The organism is Achromobacter sp. 413638 (assembly GCF_043119405.1).
Taxonomy (GTDB): domain Bacteria; phylum Pseudomonadota; class Gammaproteobacteria; order Burkholderiales; family Burkholderiaceae_B; genus Achromobacter.
This window is the reverse complement of sequence record NZ_JBICCO010000012.1, coordinates 74,625-97,294: the sequence shown is the minus strand read 5'-3', so window position 1 is coordinate 97,294 and position 22,670 is coordinate 74,625. Positions and strand designations below refer to the sequence as shown.

Here is a 22,670-nt window from a genome sequence, read left to right as displayed (position 1 = left end):
AGGGTTCCATTTACCCGCATCGGGCAGGGTCATGGCTACCCTTGGAATCGCAAGTGCTTGATCCGGCTCAAACTATTTGCTGGCACGGAATTCGCTTTGGAAGAAGCACCGTCACGTACCTTGGAGAGACGCAATGAGTTTGGTCGAGCAATCCCTGGGCCAGCTGGCCCGCAGCATCCCTGGCGCCACGCAGGTGTTTCACGAATACGAGCTGGATTTCTGCTGTGGCGGCAAGAAAAGCCTGGCCGATGCCGCCGCCGAGCGGGCGCTGGACGCCCGCCGCATCGAGGCGCGCCTGATGGAGCTGGCGCGGCAGCCGTCCGACATGCCCGACTGGAACGCGGCCAGCCCCGCCGATCTGATCGATTACATCCTGGCGCGCTACCACGAGGTGCATCGTCAGCAGCTGCCCGAGCTGATCCGGCTGTCGCTGAAGGTGGAGCAGGTGCACGCCGACAGCCCGGACTGCCCCACCGGGCTGGCCGAGCACCTGCGCACCATGAGCCAGGAGCTGGAGAGCCACATGCAGAAGGAAGAGCAGGTGCTGTTCCCGCTGCTGGCGCGCGGCCATGGCGCGATGGCGGCCATGCCCATCACGGTGATGCGCATGGAGCACGACGATCACGGCGTGGCGCTGGAACGGCTGCTGGCGCTGACGAACAACATCACGCTGCCGCGCGCCGCCTGCAATACCTGGCGCGCGCTCTACCTGGGGCTGCGCGCCTTCAAGGAAGACCTGATGGCGCATATCCACATGGAGAACAACATCCTGTTCGAGAACGCCATGGCGCCTGCCGCGCGGAGCGCGTCGGTCAGCACGCCGGCGGGCGGGTGTTGCGCAGGCGCCAGCTGAGTCCGGCGCGCGTTCAGCGGCCTGCCCTTGGCCAGTGCGCCATCGGCAGACCGGGAACGGGCGAGCGGAAGCAGGGAATGCGCGTGCCGAACAGGCTGCCCAGATACACGGTGCGCAGGTCCGGGCCGCCGAAGGTGATGCTGGCCATCCACGGCGCGATGGCGCCGCGCGCGCGCTGCATGTCCTCGCTGCGCAGCGTGCCCGCGTCGAAGCGCCGCATCAGGTTGGCGCTGGCCTCGGCGTCGCCGTCGTCCAGCAGCAAACGCATGTCGCCCTGGGGCGTGAGCGCGATAAGCCGGTCCACCATGATCAGCGTGGCCCACAGATTGCCGTGCGCGTCGAACGCGATGCCGTCGGGCAGGCCGCCCAGGTGGGCGGGGCCGAAGATCTCGCGGTCGACCAGCCTGACTTCGCCTGGCCGGGACTCGTCCAGCCGCATGCGGGTGATGCGCGGGCCGGTGGTTTCCACGATGTACAGCCATTGCTCGCGGGCGTCGAGCCGGATTTCGTTGGTGAAGTGAAATCCGTCGGCCACCACGCGGATGCGGCCATCTTCGAGCACCGCTACGTAGCCGTCGCGCACGCGGTCGGCCAGCGCCCGGGTCCATGGGTTCACCCGCGTCGAGACGGTGAGCCAGACGCGGTCCCTGGTATCGCGCAGCACGAAATTGACCTTGCCGATGGGCTGGCCGTCGATGTTGTCGATCAGCGTGCGGGTGCGCCCGTCGCGGTCCATGATTTCCAGCCGGTCGGTGCCGAAGTTGGAGATCAGGATGCTGCCGTCGGCGGCGAAGGCCAGGCCGTTGGGCAGCGTGCCTTGCGTATAGCGGGCCTGCACGGCAGCGCCGGCGTCGTCGGCGCCGTCGCCAAAGCGCGTGTCCGCGCGTTGGCCGACGTAGCGCTGCGAGCCGTCGGGCGCGATGCGGGTGACGCCGCCGCGCGCGTCGGCGGCCCACAGCGTGCCGTCGGGCTCGGCCAGGATGCACTCGGGACGCTGCAGTTCGCGGCCGACGTAGCGGATGGTCGAGGGATCGACGGTGTATCCGTCCAGGGGATTGGACGCTGCCATGGGCGGGCTCCTTGTTGCGCGGCCGGTATCAGAAGGCGACGTTGGCGCGGCCCTTGAGCTGCAGGATCCGGCGGGCCTCGTCGGGCGTGGCGATCTCCATGCCCAGCTCGGTCAGGATGCGGCGGATCTTGGCGACCTGCTCGGCGTTCGACGTGGCGAGCTGGCCGCGTCCCAGGAACAGGTTGTCCTCCAGGCCCACGCGCACGTTGGCGCCCATCACCGCGCCCATGGTCACGAAGGGCATCTGCTGCCTGCCGGCGGCGAACAGCGACCAGACGTAGTCCTTGCCGAACAGGCGGTCCGCCGTCTGCTTCATCAGCAGCACGTTCTCCGGATCGGCGCCGATGCCGCCCATCACCCCGAACACCGACTGGATCAGGAACGGCGGCTTGACCAGGCCCTGCTCGACGAAGTAGGCCAGGTTGTAGAGGTGGCCGATGTCATAGCACTCGAATTCGAAGCGGGTGCCATGCGTCTTGCCCAGCGTTTCGAGGATGTAGCGGATGTCGCGGAAGGTATTGCGGAAGATGCCGTCCTCGGTGGCCTGCAGATAGGGCACTTCCCAATCGTGCTTCCACTGACGTGGTTTCTCGGCCATGCGGAACATGGCGAAATTGATCGAACCCATGTTCAGCGAGGCCATTTCCGAGGACGCGCGCAGCGCGCCCGCCAGGCGCTGCTCCAGCGTCATCGTCACGCTGCCGCCGGTGGTGATGTTGAGCACGGCGTCGGTCTGCTCGGCGATGCGCGGCAGGAACTGCATGTACACGTCGGCCGATGGCGAGGGGCTGCCGTCGGCCGGATTGCGCGCGTGCAGGTGGATGATGGCCGCGCCGGCCTGCGCGGCGGCGATGCTCTGCGCGGCGATCTCCTCGGGCGTGCAGGGCAGGTAGGGCGACATGGTGGGCGTGTGGACCGAGCCGGTGATGGCGCAGCTGATGATGGTCTTGGTCATGGCGGGTGCTTCCAGGGGGCGTTGAATGAGCGGGCGGCGCGCGCCGTCAGGCCGCGGGCATCAGCGCGTCGTCGAAGATGGCGACGGCGCGCGTCCAGCCGGCCGAGGCATTGCGGATCTTGTGCGGGAAGCAGCTGATGTAGAAGCCGTCGGGCGGCAGCGCTTCCAGGTTGTGCAGCTTCTCCAGGTGGCAGTAGCCAATGTCGCGGCCGGCCTTGTGGCCTTCCCAGATCAGGCCGGCGTCGTGGCTGCGGGCATATTTTTCGGCGGTATGGACGAAGGGCGCGTCCCAGCTCCAGGCGTCGGTGCCCGTCAGCCGGACGCCGCGCTCCAGCAGGTACATGGTGGCGTCGTAGCCCATGCCGCAGCCGGCGGACACGAAATCATCATGTCCGTAGCGGCTGCCGGCGCGGGTGTTGACCACCACGATTTCCAGCGGCTGCAACGTGTGGTCGATGCGCTTGAGCTCGGCCTCGATGTCGGCGGCGGTCACGACATAGCCGTCGCCGAAATGACGGAAGTCCAGCTTCACGCCAGGCTGAAAACACCATTCCAGCGGCACTTCGTCGATGGTCCAGGCGCGCTTCTTCTCGCCCAGCGCCTTGTCCATGGTGCTGTGGAAGTGGAACGGCGCATCCAGATGCGTGCCATTGTGGGTGGACAGCGTGACCTTCTCCACGGCCCAGCCTTCGCCGTCGGGCAGGTCTTCCTTCTTCAGGCCGGGAAAGAACGGCTCGATCTGGCCGATCGTGTGCTCGTGGGTGAAGTACTGGATCTCGGGCTTGAAGGCGGGCGGATCGGAGACGACATCGTTCTCCAGGTAGATGGACAGATCGACGAAGCGGCGCGTCATGGCGGAATTCCTGTTTGTGTTGGGGAGTGTGGTTGCGGCCGGGCTCAGTGCGCGGCGACGGGTTCTTCGGCGGCGGCTGTCTTGCCGGCGGGCAGCAGCAGCACCACGGCGGCGGCGATCACGAACACGCCGCCGCAGGCGGCGATGCTCGGGCCGAAGCCGAAGGTGGCGGACATCGAGCCCAGCAGCAGCGGCGCGAAGGCGGAGATGCCGCGTCCCACGTTGAAGCAGAAGCCCGCGCCCGTGGCGCGCAGCTGGGTGGGAAACAGTTCCGCGAAGTACGAGCCCATCAGTCCGGCGAAGGCCATGAAGAAAGCAAATACCGGCCCCAGCCACAGCAGCAGCAGGTGATCCGTGGCCTGCACGTAGAACGGCAGCAGCAGGCCGGAGCAGACCAGCGACAGGATCAGGGCTTTTTTCTTGCCGACGCGGTCGGCGATATAGCCGAAGGCGTTGTAGCCGACGAACATGCCGATGTTGAGCAGGACCAGGAAGCGCGCCATGGTGCCCGTCTCCAGCCCGCGTTCCTTTTGCAGGAAGGTCGGCAGCCAGGTGCTGGCGCCCCAGTACGCGGCCAGCGTCAGCGCCGAGACCATCGTGCCCAGCAGCGTCACGCGCAGCAGGGCCGGCGCGAACAGCGGGGCGACGCCTTGCCCGCCCGCGCCTTGCGGCGCGCCGGCGCGTTTGCGCTGGCGGTCGGCCAGCCAGGTCTCGGATTCGGGCACGTAGCGCCAGACGTAGACCATGGCGATCACGACCGCCGCGCCACAGACGAAGAACAGCGCGCGCCAGCCATGGGCGGGCAGCAGGTAGGAGGCTGCCGCGGCGGCGATGGCCGCGCCGATGGAAAAGGAACTGAGCACGAAGGAGGTGGCCCGCGCGCGCTGGTGCGCCGGCCAGGTTTCGTTCACGTGGGCGGCGGCGATGCCCCAGACGCTGCCCAGGCCCAGGCCCGAGAGAAATCGCAGCGCCAGCACTTCGCGCCAGTCGGTGGCGCCGGCAACCGCCATCGTCAGCGCGCCGAAGCTGCCCAGCGACAGCAGCAGCACTTTGCGGCGGCCCCAGCGGTCGGCCAGCGGCCCCATGACCAGGCCGCTCATGCCGATGCCGAGCAGGGTGGCCGTGGCCAGCAGCCCGGCCTGCATCGGGCCGATCTGCAGCGACGCCGAAATCGCCGGCATGGCGATCGCCAGGATGAGGATGTCCACGGCATCGAACATGTAGCTCAGGAAGTACCCGGCCAGCACGCGCCATTTCAAAGTGGATGGGGAAGGGGCCATGCTTGTCTCCTGACGTTTTTGATCGTCTCTTATGGAAAACTGACTGTACGATCGTTCAGTTTATTTGGTCAATCCATCGAGCCCCTAGGGAAAACCAGGGCTACCATGACCTCCTTAAAATTCCAGGCCATCCCAGAGGAGAGATGCATGCCAGCAAAGCCTGTGCCCAAGAAAGCGGCCACGGCCCGGACCAAGGCGCCCGCCGCCGTCAGCAAGCGCGACCGGATCCTGGACGCGGCGCAACAGCTGTTCGCACAGGGAGGATTCGACGGCGTGTCCATGCGCGACATCGCGGCGCAGGCCGGCGTGGGCCTGCCCCTGATCGTCTATCACTTCGAGACCAAGCAGAATCTGTACCGCGCCCTGTTCGAGCGTTTCAGGACGCTGCTCGACGCCCGCCTGACCGCCTTGCATGCGCCCGTCGCGCCGGGCGTGGACCCGCTGGAGCACATCGTCCGCGCGCTGGTTTTGCCGGTGCTGCAGGCGCAGGGCGGGGAGGCGGGCGTGGCCTACGCCAAGCTCGTGGCCAGGGAAGTGTCGGACCCGCGCGAAGCCGAGCGCGGCATCGTGGCGGAGTATTTCGATCCGTTCGCCGTGGAGTTCGTCCATGCGATCCGGACCGTGCTGCCCAGGCAGGATCCGGACTACGCGCACTGGGCCTATCTGTACGCGGTGGGCGCCCTGGTGATGAGCGTGTTCGACCGCCGCATCGAACGCATCTCCGAGGGCCAGACGCATGCGGGCGACTTGAAGAACAAGGCGGAGTACCTGGTGCGCTTCATCGTCGCGGGCATGCGGGCGGGGCTCGAGCGCGCCTGATCTGGCCGGTGCGGGACAGGAAGAGGAAGGGGCATGGGCCCTGTCGATCGGTTCAGGCTGCGTTCGGCAAACGATGTCGTGTCGTTGCGTGCGACGGAGAGGTGATCCGGCTCGATGCGCCGTCAAACCGTGGGCACGAGCAACGGCGTGCCGGTGGTCAACATCGCGCCACCACCATCCTGAACCAGGTCACCGCGCCCAATCCCTCGCAGCTGATGGGGACGATGGAAGTGGCCGGTACCCCCCACTTAGCCACACACCCGTCGTTGGCAAGTGCGCAGCACGCGCAGGCCCGGATCAACGATCCAGGCCGGAGGCGTCAGGGATCAGCGCCGAATGGCTGTGATTCGGCATGAAGCACAGGGTGAAGTCCACGAGCCCGACGGCGGTACGCCGGGACACACGACTACGGCTTGTCGTCTTTGAGAGACAGCGTTCCGCGAGATTCGAGCAGACGCCGCGTGTTCTCCAGCTCTTTTTGCAGCAACTCGGCATCTGGCAATACCGTCCGATAGTTCGCCGCCATCACCTTGTTCGGCAAGCCGTCCAGCGCATACCGCGCAAGAGCATGGCCCTTGTCCGCGCACAGGATCAGGCCCACCGGCGGATTCTCATCCGGGTAGGCCCAATGTTCCTTGGCATAGTTGCAATACATGTGCATCTGCCCCACATCGGCATGGGTCAGGCTGCCCAGCTTCAGGTCGACAATGACCAGGCAATGCAGCTTGCGATGGAAGAACAGCAGATCGACCCGATACCAGGTCTGGTCGATGCGCAACCGGCGCTGCCGCCCGACGAAGGTGAACCCTTCACCCAGTTCCAGCAGGAAGTACTCCAGACGCTGGATCAAGGCCGCTTCCAGGTCGGATTCCGAATACTCGTCTTTAAGGTCGAGGAACTCCAGCACATACGGGTCTTTGATGGCGTCATTGGGCTTGACGGCATCCTCGGGCTTGGCCACTGCCCCCTTGACCAGCATCGCCGCCTTGTCTTTGGACAAGGCCGTACGTTCGTAGAACTGGCTTCCAATCTGCCGGTCGAGTTGGCGCACGCTCCAGCCGCCGCGCAACGCCTCGGCCTCGTAGAACTGGCGGGCATGGTCATCCTTGACCGACAACAGCCGGACATAGGCCGACCACGGCAAAGTGAAGACCTGGGCCAGTTTGGAGAGGTCGAATTTCCGAGACACCGTCTCGGAATTCTCGATGGGCAGTCCGTCTCCAGATTTCCGAGACAGTGTCTCGGAAATTGCAGACAAGGGATAAGCAACGAAGAAGCGCCGCATGTTCTCCAGGTTGTCCGGGCTGAACCCGCGCCCGAATCGGGTCGTTAGATCGGCGGACAAGCGTTCCATTAACTGCTCACCGTAACCGGCCCGCCGCTTGCCCTTCTGCTCGGCTTCGACGATCCGGCGGCCAATCTCCCAATAGCTGGCCGTCATCAGCGCATTGACACTGCGCGCCGCTGCCTGGCGCGCAGCATCCAGTAACTCCACAATGCCACCGTGGATGCCGGCATAGCCAACCGGTAAGGCGCTGCGTTTCCCCGCTGCCGCAGGCGTCTTCCTTATTGTCATGCTGTCACCTTCATAGAACGGGATGTCCCGGTAATCGCCAGCCGCTGATTCGCCACCAACTCGGCCGCATCGCGCACCGGCCTGTCCTCGGTGTGAACATAGTGCATAAACATCGCCACGGTCTTGTGGCCTGTGAGCTTCCTGTCCACCTTGGTCGGCACTCCCGACTTGGCAATGCCAGTCGTCGCCCGATGGCGGATACCGTGCGTGCTCGGGATGATGCAACGGTCAATGACGCCCTGATAGAGCCGCGCTGCGTGCCGGGCTTGTTGCGCTGCTTCGAGTAGTCCTCCATGAAGGTGTGGCAAAACTCCTTCATGGTCGGTGCCTTACGGGCGGCGTTCCTGGCGGTGCTCGGGTCGCCGCCCTTTTCGGAAAGCTCCGGCATATGTTGAACTCGCCTAAGTGATTGATGAACCTGCTGTATCGAACCTTGGCGTAGTCCAGCGAATTGCGGCACTGGAGTCATCGTGAAACAAAAAAAGCCCCGCGCCAGGGGAGACGCGGGGCCAAGACACGAGGAACGTGTCGGGGGTCTGGTTCAGGGCTGCGCGGCGGGGGCGGCGGCCTCCTTGGCGGGTTCCTGGGCGGGCGCCTGCGCCGGCGAACCCATGGCCTGGAACAGCGCCGCCGTTTCCGTCAGCCGCTGCGTGGCGTACTGCACCTCGGCCAATCGCGCCGAGATGAAGCGCTGCTCGCTGGCGCGGCCGGCATAGGGCGCCAGCGCGCCCAGCCGCACGCGGCTCGCGGTATTGCGATAGGACTGTTCGGCGGAACGGCGCGAGGACTCGGCCGCGGCCAGCGCCTGGCTGCCGGCTTCCAGCCGCGCCAGCGTGTCGGCCACGTCCTGGAACGCGGACAGCACCGCCTGCTTGTATTGCTCGATCGAGGCCTCGTACATGAGCTTGGCCGCGCGCCGCTCGGCCAGCAGCTGGCCGCCATGGAAGATCGGCTGCGTCAGCGAGGCGCCCATGCCCCAGATCGAGCCGGCGCTCGACAGCGCGCCGGGCCAGTTGAATCCGCCCTTGCCCATCGAGGCCGTCAGGCTCAGCCTGGGAAAGAGCTTCGCGGTGGCCAGCCCTACATCGGCGGCGGCTGCACGCACCGCCGTTTCCGCCGCGAGGATGTCCGGGCGCGAGGCCAGCAGATCCGACGGCACCAGCACCGGCACATGAGCGGGCAGCGTCAGCGCGCCGAAGGCCAGGTCGGGCGGCGCCTGGTCGGGCGTGCGGCCCAGCAGCACGGCCAGCGCGTGGCGGGTGGACTGCCATTCGGCGTACAGCCCGGGCAGCGAGGCTTCCAGGTTGGCGGCGTCGCGGTCGGCGTCCAGCGCTTCGCTTTGCGAGGCCGAGCCCAGCTCGTAACGGCGCTGCGCGTCGCGCGCGACCTGGCGCGACAGCACGGCCTGCTTTTCCGTCAGCGCGACCCGCTCGGCCAGCGCGGCCGAACGGATGGCGCCGGTGACGATGTTGGCGGCCAGCGCGCGGCGCGCCGAGTCCAGCTGGAAAGCGCGCTGCTCGACGCGCGCGCTCTCGGCCTCGTTGGCGAAGCGCGCGGCGCCGAAGATGTCCACCTCGTAGCGCGCCTGGATCTGGCCGGTGTAGATGTTGTAGAGCTTGGTGGGATCCGGCAGGCCGGGCATGGTCAGCGCGCGCTTGCGCGAGACCTCGCCGCCGGCGTCCACGCTGGGCATCAGGGACGAGTTGATCTGGCCGCGCAGCTGCTCGCGGGCCGCGGCCAGCGAGCGGCCGGTGGCAGCCAGGTCCGGGTTTTTCGCCAGGCCTTCCTCGACCAGCGCGTCCAGCTCGGGCGAGCCATAGCGCTTCCACCATTGCGGCACCGGCTGGGCGCCCTGTTCATAGCGCTGGGCCACGCCCTGCGCCGTGGCGCCGGCGGCGGGCAGGGTCTGCACGCCGTACTGGGCCGGCTGCGGCGCGGCGGGCGGCTTGCGGTCGGGGGCGAAGGCGCAGGCGCCCAGCGCCAGCACCAGCGGCAGGATGGTCAGGCGTACCGGGATGCGCGGGGATTTCACGGTGGTCATTGTTGTGCTCCCGCGCGCTCGTCGTGTTTCACCCGGAACCAGGCGGCATAGAGCGCCGGCAGGAAGAACAGGGTGAGCACGGTGGCGCTCGTGATGCCGCCCATCAGCGCGGTGGCCATGGGGCCGAAGAAGTTGCTGCGCAGCAGCGGGATCAGGGCCAGCACGGCGGCCGCGGCCGTCAGCGTGATGGGACGGAAGCGCCGCACGGTGGCGCCGACGATGGCGTCGATGCGTTGATGGCCGGCGCCGATGTCCTGCTCGATCTGGTCCACCAGGATCACCGAGTTGCGCATGATGATGCCGAACATGGCGATCACGCCCAGCATGGCGACGAAGCCGAAGGGCTGGCCGAACAGCAGCAGCGTGGCGACCACGCCGATCAGGCCGAGCGGCGCGGTCAGCACCACCATCATGACGCGCGAGAAGCTCTGCAGCTGCACCATCAGCAGCGTCAGCACCACCACCAGCATGATCGGCATTTGGGCGTTGATCGAGTTCTGGCCCTTGGCGCTTTCCTCGACGCTGCCGCCGACCTGGATGCGATAGCCGACAGGCAGCTCCTGGCGCAGCGCGTCCAGCTGCTTGTCGAGGGCGTGGGTCACGTCGATGCCCTGGGCGCCGGCGACCACGTCGGCCTGCACCGTGATGGTGGGCTGGCGGTCGCGCTCCCAGATCACCGCGTATTCCAGGCCGTAGCGCAGCTGCCCCAGGCTGCCCAGCGGCACGGGGCCGTTGGGCGTGGGCATGGCCAGCGTGGCCAGGCGGGCCGGGTCGACGCGTTCCTCGCGCGGCGCGCGCAGTTCCACGTTGATCAGCTTGTCGCGCTCGCGGTACTGCGTCACGGTGTAGCCGGACAGCGTCAGGGCCAGGAAGCTGGACACGTCGCTGGACGTGACGCCGACTTCGCGCGCCTTCTGCTGGTCGATCTCGAAGCGCACCGAGCGCTCGGACGGCTCGTCCCAGTCGAACTGCACGTTGACCGTGCGGGCGTCGGCGCGGATCTGGGCGGCGACCTTCTCGGCGGTGGCGCGCACGGTGGCGATCTTGTCGCCGCTGATGCGGAACTGCACCGGGAAGCCGACCGGCGGCCCATTCTCCAGGCGTGACAGGCGCGTGCGCACGGCGCTGAATTCCTCGCGCAGCTTGCCGCTCAGCCATTGCGCCAGCTTCTCGCGGTCCTCCACCGAATGGGCGGTGATGACGAACTGGGCGAAGTTGGGCGTGGCCAGCTGCTGGTCCAGCGGCAGGTAGAAGCGCGGCGCGCCGCTGCCCACGAAACTGACCATGTGCTCGATCTCGGGCCGGCCGTCCAGGGCTTTTTCCAGGCGCTCGACCTGGCGCAGCGTGGCGGCGAAGGACGCGCCTTCCTGCAGGCGCACGTCCACCAGCAGCTCGGGGCGGTCGGAGCTGGGGAAGAACTGCTTGGGAATCAGGCTGAAGCCGGTCATGGACACGATGAAGACGATCACCGTGCCGCCCAGCACCAGGTAGCGCCGGTCCACGCACCAGCCCACCCAGCGGCGGAAGTGCTGGTAGAAGCGGGTGTCGTAGATGTCGTGCTCGTGGTCGTCGGGCAGGTGCGCCTCGCGTTTGCGCTCGGGCAGCATGTGATAGCCCAGCAGAGGGATCAGCACCACGGCCGCGAACCAGGACGTGATCAGCGCGATGGCCGAGACCTCGAAGATCGAGCGCGTGTATTCGCCGGTGCTGGACTTGGCCAGCGCGATGGGCAGGAAGCCGGCCACGGTGACCAGCGTGCCGGTCAGCATGGGGAAGGCGGTGCTCGTGTAGGCGAAGGCGGCCGCGCGGGAGCGGCTCCAGCCCTGTTCCAGTTTCACCGCCATCATTTCCACGGCGATGATGGCGTCGTCCACCAGCAGGCCCAGCGCCAGCACCAGCGTGCCCAGCGAGACCTTGTGCAGGCCGATGTCGAACATGTCCATGAACAGCGCCGTCACCGCCAGCACCACGGGGATGGAGATCACCACCACCATGCCGGTGCGCATGCCCAGCGACACCAGGCTGACGGCCAGCACGATGGCCACGGCTTCGGCCACCGAGCGCAGGAAATCATCCACCGAGTGCGATACCGCGCGCGGCATGCTGGAGACTTCGGTCAGCGTCAGGCCGGCGGGCAACTGGGCGGTCAGCTCGCCAAATCTGGCGGCCAGTGCGCGGCCCAGGTGCACCACGTCCTGGCCGGGCTGCATGGTGATGCCGATGCCCAGCACCGGCTTGCCGGCCAGGCGCATCTGGTCGACCGGCGGGTCCTGGTAGCCGCGGCGGATCTCGGCGATATCGCCCAGGCGGATCGACTTGTCGTTGACGCGGATCAGCGTGTCGCCCAGCGCGCGGGCGTCGTCGAACTGGCCGCTGGGGCGCACGAAGATGCGGTCGTCCTCGGTGGTCAGCGTGCCGGCGTGCGTGACCGCGTTCTGGCTGTTGATGGCCTCGGCCAGCTGCCGCGGCGAGATGCCCAGCCGGGTCAGCTGGGTGTTGGAGATTTCCAGGTAGATGCGTTCGGGCTGATCGCCGAAGTAGTCCACCTTGGCCACGCCGGGCACGCGCAGCAGCACGGTGCGCAGCGAATCGGCGTAGTCGCGCAGCTGGGCGGACGAAAAACCGTCGCCTTCCAGCGCGTAGATGTTGGTGTAGACGTCGCCGAACTCGTCATTGAAGAACGGGCCCTGCACGCCTTGCGGTAGCGTGGCCGCGATGTCGCCGACCTTCTTGCGGATCTGGTACCACTCTTCCGGCACCTTGCTCGCGGGCGCCGAATCCTTCATGGTGAAGAAGATCAGCGATTCGCCGGGGCGCGAGTAACTGCGCAGGAAGTCCGTGGCCGGGGTTTCCTGCAGCTTCTTGCCGATGCGGTCGGTGACCTGTTCCTGCACCTGCTGGGCCGTGGCGCCGGGCCATAGCGTGCGGATGACCATCACGCGGAAGGTGAAGGGCGGATCCTCGGACTGCGCCAGCCGCGAGTACGACAGCACGCCGAACAGCGTGACCAGCGAAATCAGGAAGACCACCAGCGACTGGTGGCGCAGCGCCCAGGCGGACAGGTTGAAGCTGCCTTCCTCGTCGCGATGCGAGGCCTGTCCGGCTTGTTGATCCACGCCGCTCATGATGCGAAGTCCTCGGGGTGCAGCGGCGGCACGGCGCGCACTTTCTGGCCGGCCGACACGGCATGCACGCCCTGCCAGACCACGCGCTCGCCCGGTTGCAGGCCCTGGGTCAGCGTGACCGTGCGGGCGTCGTAGCGCAGCACCTGCACGCGGCGCAGTTCCAGCGTGTCCTCTTGCGGCTTGACCACCCAGACGGCGGGGTCCTTGCCGTCATGGAACAACGCGGTGGCCGGCAGCGTGTAGGTCGCCGCGCCATTGGCGCTGGCGTTGCTGAAGCTGATGTTGGCCGTCATGCCCAGGCGGACCTCGGGCTTGGGATTTTCCAGCGTGAGCTTGGCGCGGTAGGTGCGGCTCTGCGGGTCGGCGGCGGGCGCGATCTCGCGCAGCACGGCGTCGAAAGTCTGGCCGGGCAGCGGACCGAGCGTGACGCTGGCGCGCTGGCCCACCGCCAGGCTGGCCAGCAGGCTTTCGGGCACGTCGCAGATGGCGTCGATGTCGCCCGACCAGGCCAGGTTGTAGACCGCCTGGCCGGCCGAGACGTTCTGGCCCGTGTCGGCCCGCTCGGCGGTGATCACGCCGGCGTGGTCGGCCTGCAGGGTGGTGTATTTGAGCTGGTCGGCGGCCAGCGCCGATTGCTGCGCGGCCTGGTCGCGCTGCGCCAGCGCCGAGGCGTAGGCGTTGCGGGTCTGTTCCAGCTGGGTGGCGGCGATCAGGTTCTCGCGCGCCTGGGCGCGGTCGCGGTCCAGCTGCTGCTTGGCGTAGTCCAGCTGGTGCTGGGCGGCCGAGAGCTGGGCGCGGGCGCTGGCCGCGTTCTTGGCGGCGTCGGCCGGATCCAGCCGGGCCACGATCTGGCCGGGCGTCACGGCATCGCCCAGGCGCACCAGGCGTTCGACGATCTTGCCGCCGACGCGGAACGACAGCGGCGTGCTGTAGCGCGCCTGCACTTCGCCCGGCAGGGTCCAGGCCGGCAGCGCGGCGTCGGCCTGCACGGGCATGGCGACGACGGGCCGGGGCGCGGGCGGCGCGGCCTCTTTGCGGCCGCAGCCCGCCAGGGCCAGCGCCACGACCAGCGCTGCCGGCAGCGCGCGGCGCAGGCGCCGGGCGCGGGCGCGCAGGGGAGAAGAGGCCGCCGCCAGGGCGGGACCGCGCGCCGGGGGCGCGTCAGAGCCAGGGAAAGTCACGGGATACCTCGCGGGGTGCTTGGGGAAACACCGGATTGAATAAATACGGAATGGATTCTAATTCGTTAATGAATCCAAATTCAATACTGTATTTGAAATTTAGGCCAAATGCTAAAATCCCTACATGTCCAAAGTCCGTCTAACCCGAGAGCAGAGCCGCGATCAGACGCGCCAGCGCCTGCTCGACGCCGCCCAGTCCATATTCATTACCAAGGGCTTCGTGGCCGCCAGCGTGGAAGACATCGCCGAACAGGCCGGCTATACCCGCGGCGCCTTCTATTCCAATTTCGGCAGCAAGTCCGAACTGTTGCTGCAACTGCTCAGGCGCGACCATGAGCACGTCATGGCCGAGATGCGCGCCATCTTCGAGCAGGAGGGGGCCTCGCGCGCGCAGATGGAAGAAAGTGTGCTGCGCCACTACAGCACCCATTACCGCGAGAACGACTGTTTCCTGCTGTGGATGGAAGCCAAGCTGCAGGCGGCGCGCGATTCGCAGTTCCGCGTCGGCTTCAACGCCTGTCTGCGCGAGCTGCGCGAAGTCGTCGCCGAATACGTGCGGCAGTTTTCCGAGCATGTGGGCACGCCGCTGCCCATGGCGCCGGAAAAACTGGCGGTGGGCCTCTTGGCCCTGTCCGACGGCATGCAGTTCAGCTACGCTTTTGATCCGCAGACGATCACCGACGAAGTCACCGAGGCCGTGCTGGCGGCGTTCTTCCGCCGCATCGTCTTCGGCGAACCTACGCCAGAATAAGCACGCCGCCCGCCGGTCCGCCGGCGGGCGCGCGACGCAGGTGGCGCGCAGGCTGGACTGAGGGGGCCCGCGCCGCATCGCATTTTCCATCCCTCGGGCGAAAGGAGCGCTGCATGACTTCAGAAACCCGACCGTCCACCATCAACCGGCCTGTCTTCTACACGGCGGCGGTGTTCATCCTGTTGCTGGTCGGCTTCGCGATAGCGGTGCCCAAGACCGCCCAGGCGCTGTTCGAGTCGATACAGGGCTGGATCCTGGGCAACGCCAGCTGGTTCTACATCCTGGTGGTCGCCATCATCCTGCTGTCCGTCGCCTTCCTGGCGCTGAGCCGGTATGGCGACATCAAGCTGGGGCCCGACCACAGCGAGCCGGACTACCGCAACTTCACCTGGTTCGCCATGCTGTTCTCGGCCGGCATGGGCATCGGCCTGATGTTCTTCGGCGTGGCCGAGCCGGTCATGCACTTCATGGCCCCGCCGGTGGGCGAAGGCGGCACCGCCACCGCGGCGCGCGAAGCCATGAAGATCACTTTCTTCCACTGGGGCCTGCACGCCTGGGCGATCTACGCGGTGGTGGCGCTGACGCTGGCGTTCTTCTGCTATCGCCATGGCCTGCCGCTGACGCTGCGCTCGGCGCTGTACCCGCTGATCGGCAACCGCATCCACGGCCCCATCGGCCATGCCGTCGACATCTTCGCCATCATCGGCACGGTGCTGGGCGTGGCGACCTCGCTGGGCCTGGGCGTGGCGCAGATCAACAGCGGCCTGAACCATCTGTTCGGCGTGCCGGTGGGCGTGACCACGCAGATCATCCTCATCATCGTCACCTGCGGGCTGGCGACGTTGTCGGTGGCCAGCGGGCTGGACAAGGGCATCCGCATCCTGTCCGAGGCCAACCTGGTGCTGGCGGCGGTGCTGCTGCTGTTCGTGCTGGTGGCCGGCCCCACCGTGTTCCTGTTCCAGACCTTCGTGCAGAACACCGGCGCTTACCTGTCGGACATCGTCAACAAGACCTTCAACCTGTATGCCTACGAGCCGACCGACTGGATCGGCGGCTGGACGCTGTTCTACTGGGGCTGGTGGATCGCGTGGTCGCCTTTTGTGGGCCTGTTCATCGCCCGCATCTCGCGCGGCCGCACCATCCGCGAATTCGTCAGCGGCGTGCTGCTGGTGCCGGCCGGCTTCACGCTGTTCTGGATGACGGTGTTCGGCGACACGGCCATCCATTTCATCCTGGTCGACGGCATCAAGGGCTTCGCCGAGACGGTGCAGGGAGACAGTTCGCTGGCGCTGTTCGCCTTCCTGGAGCAGCTGCCCTGGAGCGGCGTGGTGTCCATCGTGGCGATCGCCATGGTGGCGGTGTTCTTCGTCACCTCGGCCGATTCGGGCGCGCTGGTGGTGGACCTGCTGGCCTCGGGCGGCGCCGAGCGCACGCCCATGCTGCAGCGGATCTTCTGGTCGCTGCTGATGGGCGCGGTGGCCATCGCGCTGCTGCTGGCCGACGGCCTGACCGCCTTGCAGACCGCCACCATCGCCAGCGCGCTGCCGTTCTCGGTGATCCTGCTGCTGTCGCTGTGGGGGCTGTTCAAGGCGTTGAAACTGGACGCCACCAAGCGCGGCATCCGCTACCAGTCGCTGACGCTGTCGCGCCCGGCGCGCGGCGGCCAGTCCTGGGAACGCCGCCTGCGCAACATGGTCATGATGCCGCGCCGCGCCCATGTGCAGCGCTTCATCACCGACGTGGTGCGTCCGGCCTTCGAGGATGTGGCCGACGAGCTGCGCAAGCAGGGCTACGAGGTGCAGGTCAAGGACGCCGAGGACGACGGCGGCGTGGCGCTGGAGGTCTCGCACGGCGAACACCTGGACTTCTCCTACGCGGTGAAGCCGGAAGCCTTCGTGCGCCCCAGCCTCACGCCCGACGAGGCGGCCGACGAGGAAGAGCGCAAGTACTTCCGAGCCGAGGTGCATCTGCGCGAGGGCGGGCAGGACTACGACATCATGGGGTGGAGCCGCGACGCGGTCATCGGCGACATCCTCGACCAGTACGAGCGGCATCGCCACTATCTGCACATGGTGCGCTGAGCGCACAGGATGTGTTCAGGCCAGGACGCCGGCGGTTCCGCAAGGAATCGCCGGCGTTTTCACATGGGGCGGTCGCCCGTGACGTCCTTCAGGGTTGCTTCAGCGCGCGCAGCACGCCGGCCAGCTTACGGATGGCGACTTCCTGTTCGTTCGGCGCATGGGCGGCGAATCCCATCAGGAACCCGGCCTTGTGCCGCGCCGAGGCGTGCAGGCCCGTGAGGCCCAGCAGGTCTATCCCTTCCCGCCGCGCCGCGTCCAGCGCCTGGCGCTCGGACAGGCCCGGCGCCAGCACGCAGGGCATCTGCATGCCGCCGGCCGGCACGCGCGCCTGCAGCCAATGCGACAGATGCTTGTCCACCAGCCGCGCCAGCACGTCGCGCCGTTCGGCGTAGACGGCGCGCATGGTGCGCACGTGCGCGCCGAAATGCCCGCCATCGATGAAGCGCGCCAGCGTCAGCTGCGGGATCGGCGCGCTGTGCCCGTCCAGCAGCGTGCGCGCCGCCGTCATGGGCGCGACCAGCGCCGCCGGCAGCACCATGTAGCCGATGCGCAGGCCGGGAAACAGCGATTTGGTGAAGGTGCCGATATAGATCGTCCGTTCCTGCGGATCCAGGCCCTGCACGCAGGCGGTGGGCTTGCCGGCGTAGTGGAATTCGCTGTCATAGTCGTCCTCGATGATCCAGGCCTGGCGCCGCCGCGCCCAGTCGATCACCGCCAGCCGGCGTTCCAGCGCCAGCGTGGCGCCGGTGGGGAACTGGTGCGAGGGCGTCAGATACACGGCCCGCGCCGACAGGGCCGGATCGTCCAGCCGTTCCACCCGCATGCCGTCCGCATCCAGCGGCACGGGCACGCATTCCAGCCCGGCGGCGGCGAAGGCCTTGCGCGCCCCGTGATAGACCGGATCCTCGATGCAGATCTGCTCGCCGGCGTCCAGCAGCACCGTGGCGCATAGCGTCAAGGCCTGCTGCGAGCTGGTCAGCACCAGCACGCGCTCGGGCGTGGCGCGCGCGCCGCGTTCCAGGTTGACGTAGTCGGCGATGGCCCGGCGCAGCGGTTCCATGCCCTGCGGCGGGCTGTGCAGCAGCGCCTGGGCGCCATATTCCTTGAGCACCTGCCGCGTCAGCCGTTCCCAGGTCGGCAGCGGAAAACTGCGCGTTTCCGGCACGCCGGGCGCGAAGGCGCGCGGGGCCAGGAATTCGCGCACGCCGCCGTCCTGGAACATGGCGCTGCCGCGCTGGCTCAGGCGCAGCGCCGCCTTTTGCGGGCTGGCGCGCCGGGCCGCGCCGCGCCCGGGCGCGTACTGCGCCCGCTCGGACACGAAGCTGCCGCTGCCCACGCGCCGCAGGATGAAGCCCTCCACATGCAGCTGGCCGTAGGCCGCCTCCACCGTGTCGCGCGACACGCCCAGCGACCGGGCCAGCGCGCGCGAGGCGGGCAGGGGACGGCCGGCCTCCAGCGCGCCGTCCAGGATCAGCTGGCGCACGGCCCGGTGGATGCGCGCGTGCAGCGGCAGGGCGCCGTGGGCGGGGTCGCCGACCCAGGCTTTGACGGATTCGAGTTGCGCGTGCTTGAACATAATTGGTCTGGATCTATGTGAAAAAGTGGTGGGGAACAGCCAGCCATTCCAGGACTATAAATCCGGATATCGATTCATGCCGGCTGCGCCGTCTCCAGGAACCCCATTCAGGCCATGTCTTCCGTCCGTCCGCATTCCCCCGCTCGCTGGAGCGATCTCGCCCACCCCGTCGTCGCCGGGCTGATCTCGGTCATCGTCAACTACGGCGGCACCTTCATCCTGGTGTTCCAGGCCGCCAAGGCTGCCGGCCTGAGTCCGGAGCTGACGGCCTCCTGGGTCTGGTCGGTCTCGATCGGGGTGGGCGTGACCGGGCTGGTCCTGAGCTGGGCCGCGCGCGAGCCCATCATCACCGCCTGGTCGACCCCGGCCGCCGCCTTCCTGGTGACGGCGCTGGCCACCACGCCCTACGCCGAGGCGGTGGGCGCCTACCTGGCGTCGGCGGCGGCCTTCGTTCTGCTGGGCCTGTCGGGCTGGTTCGAGCGCGTGATCCGGTTGATTCCGCCGGGCGTGGCGTCCGGGCTGCTGGCCGGCATCCTGCTGCAGTTCGGCATCCAGGCCTTTGGCGGCGTGAGCGTGGATCCGGCGCTGGCCGGCCTGTTGATCGCGGCCTATGTGATCCTCAAGCGCGTCACCGCGCGCTATGCGGTGGTCGGCATCCTGGCGCTGGGCCTGGCCTTCCTGTTGTTGCAGCAGCGCGCCGACCTGAGCGGGCTGGAGCTGCGCCTGGCGGCGCCGGTGTTCACGCGGCCCGAGTTCTCGCTCAACGCCATGCTGAGCGTGGCGCTGCCGCTGTTCCTGATCACGCTGACCGGCCAGTACATGCCCGGCATGCTGGTGCTGCGCAACGACGGCTTCAAGACCAGCGCCAATCCCATCGTGACCATTACCGGGCTGGGCTCGCTGCTGATGGCGCCGTTCGGCTCGCACGCCTTCAACATCGCCGCCATCACGGCCGCCATCTGCACCGGCCGCGAGTCGCACGAGGATCCGTCCAAACGCTGGATCGCCGGCATCGCGGCGGGCGTGTTCTACATCCTGGTGGGCGTGTTCGGGGTCACGCTGGCGGCGGTCTTCATGGCTTTTCCCGCGACCTTCATCACCACGCTGGCGGGCCTGGCGCTGCTGGGCACCATCGGCGGCAGCCTGGCCGGCGCGCTGGCCGATCCGAAGACGCGCGAGGCTTCGCTGATCACCTTCCTGGCGGCGGCCGCCAACATCAAGCTGTTCGGCATCGGCGGCGCCTTCTGGGGCCTGTGCATCGGCCTGCTGGCGCACCTGGCGCTGAACGGCAGGTGGCCGGGCCGCAAGGCGCGGGCCGAAGCGGGGGCCGCCTTGCCTGCGGCCGCGCATCCCGCGCCTGCCGCCGCCAAACCCGCGCCGGGCCGTTGAGCGTCCGCCTATCGATCGTCGGCGCGCCACAGGGGCGCGTCGGTTGAAAACTGGAGTTTCCCGACATGCAGCAAGTCGCCACGCACCTGATGCGTGCCTACGCCCGTCAACCCGTCACCTTCGCGCGCGGCAGCGGCGCGCGCCTGTGGGACGAGCAGGGGGTGGAATACCTGGATGCCATCGCCGGCGTGGCGGTGACCAGCCTGGGCCACGGCCATCCCGAGATCGCCGCGGCCATTGCCGAGCAGGCCGGGCTGCTGATGCACACGTCCAACGTGTTCCGCGTCGAGTGGCAGGAGCGGCTGGGCCAGCGCCTGTGCGCGCTGGCCGGAATGGAAAAGGCGTTCTTCTGCAATTCCGGCGCCGAGGCCAACGAGGCCGCGCTCAAGCTGGCGCGCCTGCACGGCCACCGCCGCCAGGTGGCGCAGCCGCAGATCGTGGTGATGGAGAACGGCTTTCATGGCCGCACGCTGGCGACCCTGTCGGCCACCGGCAATCCGGCCAAGCAGCAGGGCTTCGAGCCCCTGCTGCCGGGATTTCTGCGGGTGCCGTATGACGATATCGCCGCCGTGCGCCAGCTGGCGGAACAGCGCGACGACATCGTCGCCGTGCTGCTGGAGCCGGTGCAGGGCGAGGGCGGCATCCGCGTCGCCGGCGCCGATTACTTGCGGGACTTGCGCGCGCTGTGCGACCGGCATGGCTGGCTGCTGATGCTGGACGAGATCCAGGCCGGCATGGGCCGCACCGGCGCCTGGTTCGGCCATCAGCACGCGGGCATCGCGCCCGATGTGATGACGCTGGCCAAGGCCCTGGGCAACGGCTTTCCCATCGGCGCCTGCCTGGCGCGCGGGCCGGCCGCCGACCTGTTTTCGCCAGGCCAGCACGGCTCCACCTTCGGCGGCAATCCGCTGGCCTGCCGCGTGGCCTGCACGGTGCTGGACATCATGGCGCGCGACGGCATGCCGCAACGCGCCGCCGCGCTGGGCCAGCGCCTGCTGGCCGGGCTGCGGCGGGCGCTGGAAGGTCATCCGCGAGTCGTGGCGGTGCGCGGCCAGGGCCTGATGGCCGGCGTCGAGCTGGACCGCAATTGCCAGGAACTTGTCGGCCGGGCGCTGGCCGAACAGCGCCTGCTGATCACCGTGACCCGCGAGCGCACCATCCGCCTGCTGCCGCCGCTGGTCTGCGACGAGGCGCAGATCGACGAGATCGTCGCGCGCCTGGCCCGTCTGCTGTCCGGCGACAGCGCCCAAGCCATCACCCCATCGAAGGCCGCCGGCCCTGTCGCCGCCGGCCAGACTGAAACCAGGACCTGAAGCCATGACCATCGCCTCCCCGACCCTGCAGGATTTCGACCCGGAACTGGCGCAAGCCATGCGCGCCGAAGCCATGCGCCAGGAAGACCACGCCGAACTGATCGCCTCCGAGAACTATGCCAGTCCGCTGGTGATGGCGGTGCAGGATTCGGTGTTCACCAACAAGTACGCCGAGGGTTATCCGGGCCGCCGCTACTACAGCGGTTGCGAGCACGTGGACGTGGCCGAACGCCTGGCGCTGGAGCGGGTCAAGGCGCTGTTCGACTGCGATTACGCCAACGTCCAGCCGCATGCCGGCGCCCAGGCCAACGCGGCCGTGTTCCTGGCGCTGACGCGGCCCGGCGACACCGTCATGGGCATGAATCTGGCGCAGGGCGGCCACCTGACCCATGGCAATCCGTCCAATTTCTCGGGCCGGCACTATCACATCGTGCCCTACGGCCTGGATCCCGAGACCGGGCTGATCGACTACGACGAGATGGAGCGCATCGCGCTGCGCACCCGGCCCAGGATGCTGATCGGCGGTTTCTCCGCCTACTCGCGCCACAAGGACTGGGCGCGCATGCGCGCCATCGCCGACCAGGTCGGCGCGGTGTTCTGGGTGGACATGGCGCACGTGGCCGGACTGGTCGCCGCGGGCGTGTATCCCAGCCCGCTGCCGCACGCGCACGTAGTCACCAGCACCACGCACAAGACGCTGCGCGGCCCGCGCGGCGGCATCATCCTGGCCCGTGGGCAGGACGAGGACTTCTGCAGGAAGCTCGATTCCGCCGTCTTCCCCGGCATCCAGGGCGGGCCGCTGATGCATGTGATCGCCGCCAAGGCGGTGGCATTCAAGGAAGCGCTGGCGCCGGCCTTCAAGGACTACCAGCGCCAGGTGGTGGCCAACGCGCGCGCCATGGCGGCCGTGATCCAGCGACGCGGCTATCGCATCGTGTCCGGCGGCACCGACAACCACCTGATGCTGATCGACGTGTCCGACCGGCCCTACACCGGCAAGGACGCGGACGCGGCCTTGAGCGCGGCCCGCATCACGGCGAACAAGAACTCGGTGCCGAACGATCCGCGCTCGCCCTTCGTCACCTCGGGCCTGCGCATCGGCACGCCGGCGCTGACCACGCGCGGCTTCGGACAGACCGATTGCGAGACGCTGGCGGGCTGGCTGTGCGATGTGCTGGACGCGTTGGCAGCGGGCACGCTGGAAAGCGTGTCGGCGCGGGTGGCAGAGCAGGTGACGGCGTTGTGCCGCCGGCATCCGGTGTATCGGCGGCCGTCGTAGAATCCCCCGGCCGGTATCGCCGCGGCCGGCCCGTTCTGGTTTCTCGAGCGCGGCCCTGTCTTTCGCACGCAAGGTTGCGCCCGCCCATGACGACTTCCCCGCAGATATCCATCACCTTCGACGGCCTGGACGCCGGGCAGCAGCAGGCGGTGACGCGCTTCATGCAGGCCGCGGCGCAGGCCTTCGAAGACAAGAATCCCCATGCGCTGGCAGCCATGCAGCACGCGGGCGCGTCCGAGTCGGGCCAGCGCAACACCTTCGACTACAACCAGGGGCTCATGGAGGGCGGCGACCGCATCGTCTCGTGGTCGGCCAGCCCGTACAAGGAACCGCGCTGGTCGATCATGAAGCTCTACCAGCATCACCCGGAACCCACCGTCTGGGTGCTCGTGATGCTGGATGACGGGCGCAGGCAGACCGAGTACTGTTTCGCGCTCGCGCCGACCGAGGACGGCGGCCTCAAGTCCTGCTACTACATCGACCGCGTGAAGAAGAAACCAGGCCGCAAGAAGGGGCTATAGCTTTTTGC

General features: G+C 68.1%; 17 protein-coding genes and 1 pseudogene. 8 read left to right on the top strand and 10 right to left on the bottom strand.

Features of this window, described 5'->3' with window-relative positions:
- Positions 1-133 precede the first annotated feature (133 nt).
- A complete protein-coding gene (gene ytfE / locus ACEU5R_RS07600; RefSeq protein WP_392409704.1) occupies positions 134-853 on the top strand; it encodes an iron-sulfur cluster repair protein YtfE in 720 nt (239 codons plus the stop codon).
- 13 nt (positions 854-866) lie between these two features.
- Here the strand turns inward: ytfE and ACEU5R_RS07595 are convergent, their stop codons facing one another.
- From ACEU5R_RS07595 to ACEU5R_RS07580, 4 genes are read right to left on the bottom strand one after another with little or no spacing between them, the layout of a single operon-like run.
- On the bottom strand, positions 867-1,922 hold the full coding sequence (locus ACEU5R_RS07595) for an SMP-30/gluconolactonase/LRE family protein (RefSeq protein WP_392409703.1): 1,056 nt from the start codon (positions 1,920-1,922) through the stop codon (positions 867-869).
- Positions 1,923-1,950: 28 nt separating this feature from the next.
- Positions 1,951-2,877 carry a 3-keto-5-aminohexanoate cleavage protein gene (locus tag ACEU5R_RS07590; RefSeq protein WP_392409702.1) on the bottom strand — a complete coding sequence of 309 codons (927 nt, stop codon included), beginning with the start codon at positions 2,875-2,877 and terminating at the stop codon, positions 1,951-1,953.
- Positions 2,878-2,923: 46 nt separating this feature from the next.
- Complete coding sequence (locus ACEU5R_RS07585; RefSeq protein ID WP_392409701.1) at positions 2,924-3,730, bottom strand: cyclase family protein; 807 nt, start codon at positions 3,728-3,730, stop codon at positions 2,924-2,926.
- 44 nt (positions 3,731-3,774) lie between these two features.
- A complete protein-coding gene (locus ACEU5R_RS07580; protein WP_103273028.1) occupies positions 3,775-5,010 on the bottom strand; it encodes an MFS transporter in 1,236 nt (411 codons plus the stop codon).
- A 147-nt stretch (positions 5,011-5,157) separates the two neighbouring features.
- On the opposite strand from ACEU5R_RS07580, the gene ACEU5R_RS07575 reads away from it, so the two are divergent.
- Entirely contained in the window at positions 5,158-5,829 is a 672-nt protein-coding gene (locus ACEU5R_RS07575; RefSeq protein ID WP_392409700.1) for a TetR/AcrR family transcriptional regulator, read from the top strand.
- 406 nt (positions 5,830-6,235) lie between these two features.
- On the opposite strand, the gene ACEU5R_RS07570 is transcribed toward ACEU5R_RS07575, so the two are convergent.
- From ACEU5R_RS07570 to ACEU5R_RS07550, 5 genes and pseudogenes are all read right to left on the bottom strand, one after another.
- Positions 6,236-7,405 (bottom strand): YhcG family protein, encoded by a 1,170-nt coding sequence (locus ACEU5R_RS07570; protein ID WP_392409698.1) that lies wholly within the window; start codon positions 7,403-7,405, stop codon positions 6,236-6,238.
- Positions 7,402-7,775, bottom strand: a pseudogene (locus ACEU5R_RS07565) (tyrosine-type recombinase/integrase); the annotation flags it as partial. The pseudogene ACEU5R_RS07565 and the gene ACEU5R_RS07570, both read right to left, overlap by 4 nt.
- Before the next feature lie 171 nt (positions 7,776-7,946).
- On the bottom strand, positions 7,947-9,446 hold the full coding sequence (locus tag ACEU5R_RS07560) for an efflux transporter outer membrane subunit (RefSeq protein ID WP_392409697.1): 1,500 nt from the start codon (positions 9,444-9,446) through the stop codon (positions 7,947-7,949).
- Positions 9,443-12,571: an efflux RND transporter permease subunit gene (locus ACEU5R_RS07555; RefSeq protein ID WP_392409696.1), complete on the bottom strand. Its 3,129-nt coding sequence runs from the start codon at positions 12,569-12,571 to the stop codon at positions 9,443-9,445. The genes ACEU5R_RS07560 and ACEU5R_RS07555 overlap by 4 nt, the downstream gene beginning before the upstream one ends.
- On the bottom strand, positions 12,568-13,686 hold the full coding sequence (locus ACEU5R_RS07550; RefSeq protein ID WP_233772851.1) for an efflux RND transporter periplasmic adaptor subunit: 1,119 nt from the start codon (positions 13,684-13,686) through the stop codon (positions 12,568-12,570). Before ACEU5R_RS07550 ends, ACEU5R_RS07555 begins: the two co-directional genes overlap by 4 nt.
- A gap of 190 nt (positions 13,687-13,876) precedes the next feature.
- On the opposite strand from ACEU5R_RS07550, the gene ACEU5R_RS07545 reads away from it, so the two are divergent.
- Together ACEU5R_RS07545 and ACEU5R_RS07540 are read left to right on the top strand one after the other, a co-directional pair.
- A complete protein-coding gene (locus ACEU5R_RS07545) occupies positions 13,877-14,503 on the top strand; it encodes a TetR/AcrR family transcriptional regulator (protein ID WP_392409695.1) in 627 nt (208 codons plus the stop codon).
- 113 nt (positions 14,504-14,616) lie between these two features.
- Positions 14,617-16,584, top strand: a complete 1,968-nt coding sequence (locus ACEU5R_RS07540) for a choline BCCT transporter BetT (RefSeq protein WP_103273036.1) — start codon at positions 14,617-14,619, stop codon at positions 16,582-16,584.
- A gap of 88 nt (positions 16,585-16,672) precedes the next feature.
- Here ACEU5R_RS07540 and ACEU5R_RS07535 read toward each other — a convergent pair whose 3' ends face one another.
- Positions 16,673-18,160: a PLP-dependent aminotransferase family protein gene (locus tag ACEU5R_RS07535; protein ID WP_392409694.1), complete on the bottom strand. Its 1,488-nt coding sequence runs from the start codon at positions 18,158-18,160 to the stop codon at positions 16,673-16,675.
- Between the two features lie 114 nt (positions 18,161-18,274).
- Between ACEU5R_RS07535 and ACEU5R_RS07530 the strand changes: the two genes are divergently transcribed.
- From ACEU5R_RS07530 to ACEU5R_RS07515, 4 genes are all read left to right on the top strand, one after another.
- Entirely contained in the window at positions 18,275-19,549 is a 1,275-nt protein-coding gene (locus ACEU5R_RS07530) for a benzoate/H(+) symporter BenE family transporter (RefSeq protein WP_392409693.1), read from the top strand.
- A 65-nt stretch (positions 19,550-19,614) separates the two neighbouring features.
- Positions 19,615-20,862 carry an aspartate aminotransferase family protein gene (locus tag ACEU5R_RS07525; protein WP_392409692.1) on the top strand — a complete coding sequence of 416 codons (1,248 nt, stop codon included), beginning with the start codon at positions 19,615-19,617 and terminating at the stop codon, positions 20,860-20,862.
- A gap of 4 nt (positions 20,863-20,866) precedes the next feature.
- Entirely contained in the window at positions 20,867-22,141 is a 1,275-nt protein-coding gene (gene glyA / locus ACEU5R_RS07520; RefSeq protein WP_392409691.1) for a serine hydroxymethyltransferase, read from the top strand.
- 86 nt (positions 22,142-22,227) lie between these two features.
- Positions 22,228-22,662 (top strand): hypothetical protein, encoded by a 435-nt coding sequence (locus tag ACEU5R_RS07515; RefSeq protein WP_103273041.1) that lies wholly within the window; start codon positions 22,228-22,230, stop codon positions 22,660-22,662.
- The last annotated feature ends 8 nt before the right edge of the window (positions 22,663-22,670 follow it).

What these genes read in the sequence shown, in the direction of transcription:
- ACEU5R_RS07555 (WP_392409696.1), bottom strand. Translation starts at nt 12,571, where the DNA reads ATGAGCGGCGTGGATCAACAAGCCGGACAGGCCTCGCATCGCGACGAG.
- ACEU5R_RS07590 (WP_392409702.1), bottom strand. Translation starts at nt 2,877, where the DNA reads ATGACCAAGACCATCATCAGCTGCGCCATCACCGGCTCGGTCCACACG.
- ACEU5R_RS07535 (WP_392409694.1), bottom strand. Translation starts at nt 18,160, where the DNA reads ATGTTCAAGCACGCGCAACTCGAATCCGTCAAAGCCTGGGTCGGCGAC.
- ACEU5R_RS07525 (WP_392409692.1), top strand. Translation starts at nt 19,615, where the DNA reads ATGCAGCAAGTCGCCACGCACCTGATGCGTGCCTACGCCCGTCAACCC.
- ACEU5R_RS07570 (WP_392409698.1), bottom strand. Translation starts at nt 7,405, where the DNA reads ATGACAATAAGGAAGACGCCTGCGGCAGCGGGGAAACGCAGCGCCTTA.
- ACEU5R_RS07545 (WP_392409695.1), top strand. Translation starts at nt 13,877, where the DNA reads ATGTCCAAAGTCCGTCTAACCCGAGAGCAGAGCCGCGATCAGACGCGC.
- ytfE (WP_392409704.1), top strand. Translation starts at nt 134, where the DNA reads ATGAGTTTGGTCGAGCAATCCCTGGGCCAGCTGGCCCGCAGCATCCCT.
- ACEU5R_RS07560 (WP_392409697.1), bottom strand. Translation starts at nt 9,446, where the DNA reads ATGACCACCGTGAAATCCCCGCGCATCCCGGTACGCCTGACCATCCTG.
- ACEU5R_RS07580 (WP_103273028.1), bottom strand. Translation starts at nt 5,010, where the DNA reads ATGGCCCCTTCCCCATCCACTTTGAAATGGCGCGTGCTGGCCGGGTAC.
- ACEU5R_RS07530 (WP_392409693.1), top strand. Translation starts at nt 18,275, where the DNA reads ATGTCTTCCGTCCGTCCGCATTCCCCCGCTCGCTGGAGCGATCTCGCC.
- glyA (WP_392409691.1), top strand. Translation starts at nt 20,867, where the DNA reads ATGACCATCGCCTCCCCGACCCTGCAGGATTTCGACCCGGAACTGGCG.
- ACEU5R_RS07575 (WP_392409700.1), top strand. Translation starts at nt 5,158, where the DNA reads ATGCCAGCAAAGCCTGTGCCCAAGAAAGCGGCCACGGCCCGGACCAAG.
- ACEU5R_RS07595 (WP_392409703.1), bottom strand. Translation starts at nt 1,922, where the DNA reads ATGGCAGCGTCCAATCCCCTGGACGGATACACCGTCGATCCCTCGACC.
- ACEU5R_RS07540 (WP_103273036.1), top strand. Translation starts at nt 14,617, where the DNA reads ATGACTTCAGAAACCCGACCGTCCACCATCAACCGGCCTGTCTTCTAC.
- ACEU5R_RS07585 (WP_392409701.1), bottom strand. Translation starts at nt 3,730, where the DNA reads ATGACGCGCCGCTTCGTCGATCTGTCCATCTACCTGGAGAACGATGTC.
- ACEU5R_RS07515 (WP_103273041.1), top strand. Translation starts at nt 22,228, where the DNA reads ATGACGACTTCCCCGCAGATATCCATCACCTTCGACGGCCTGGACGCC.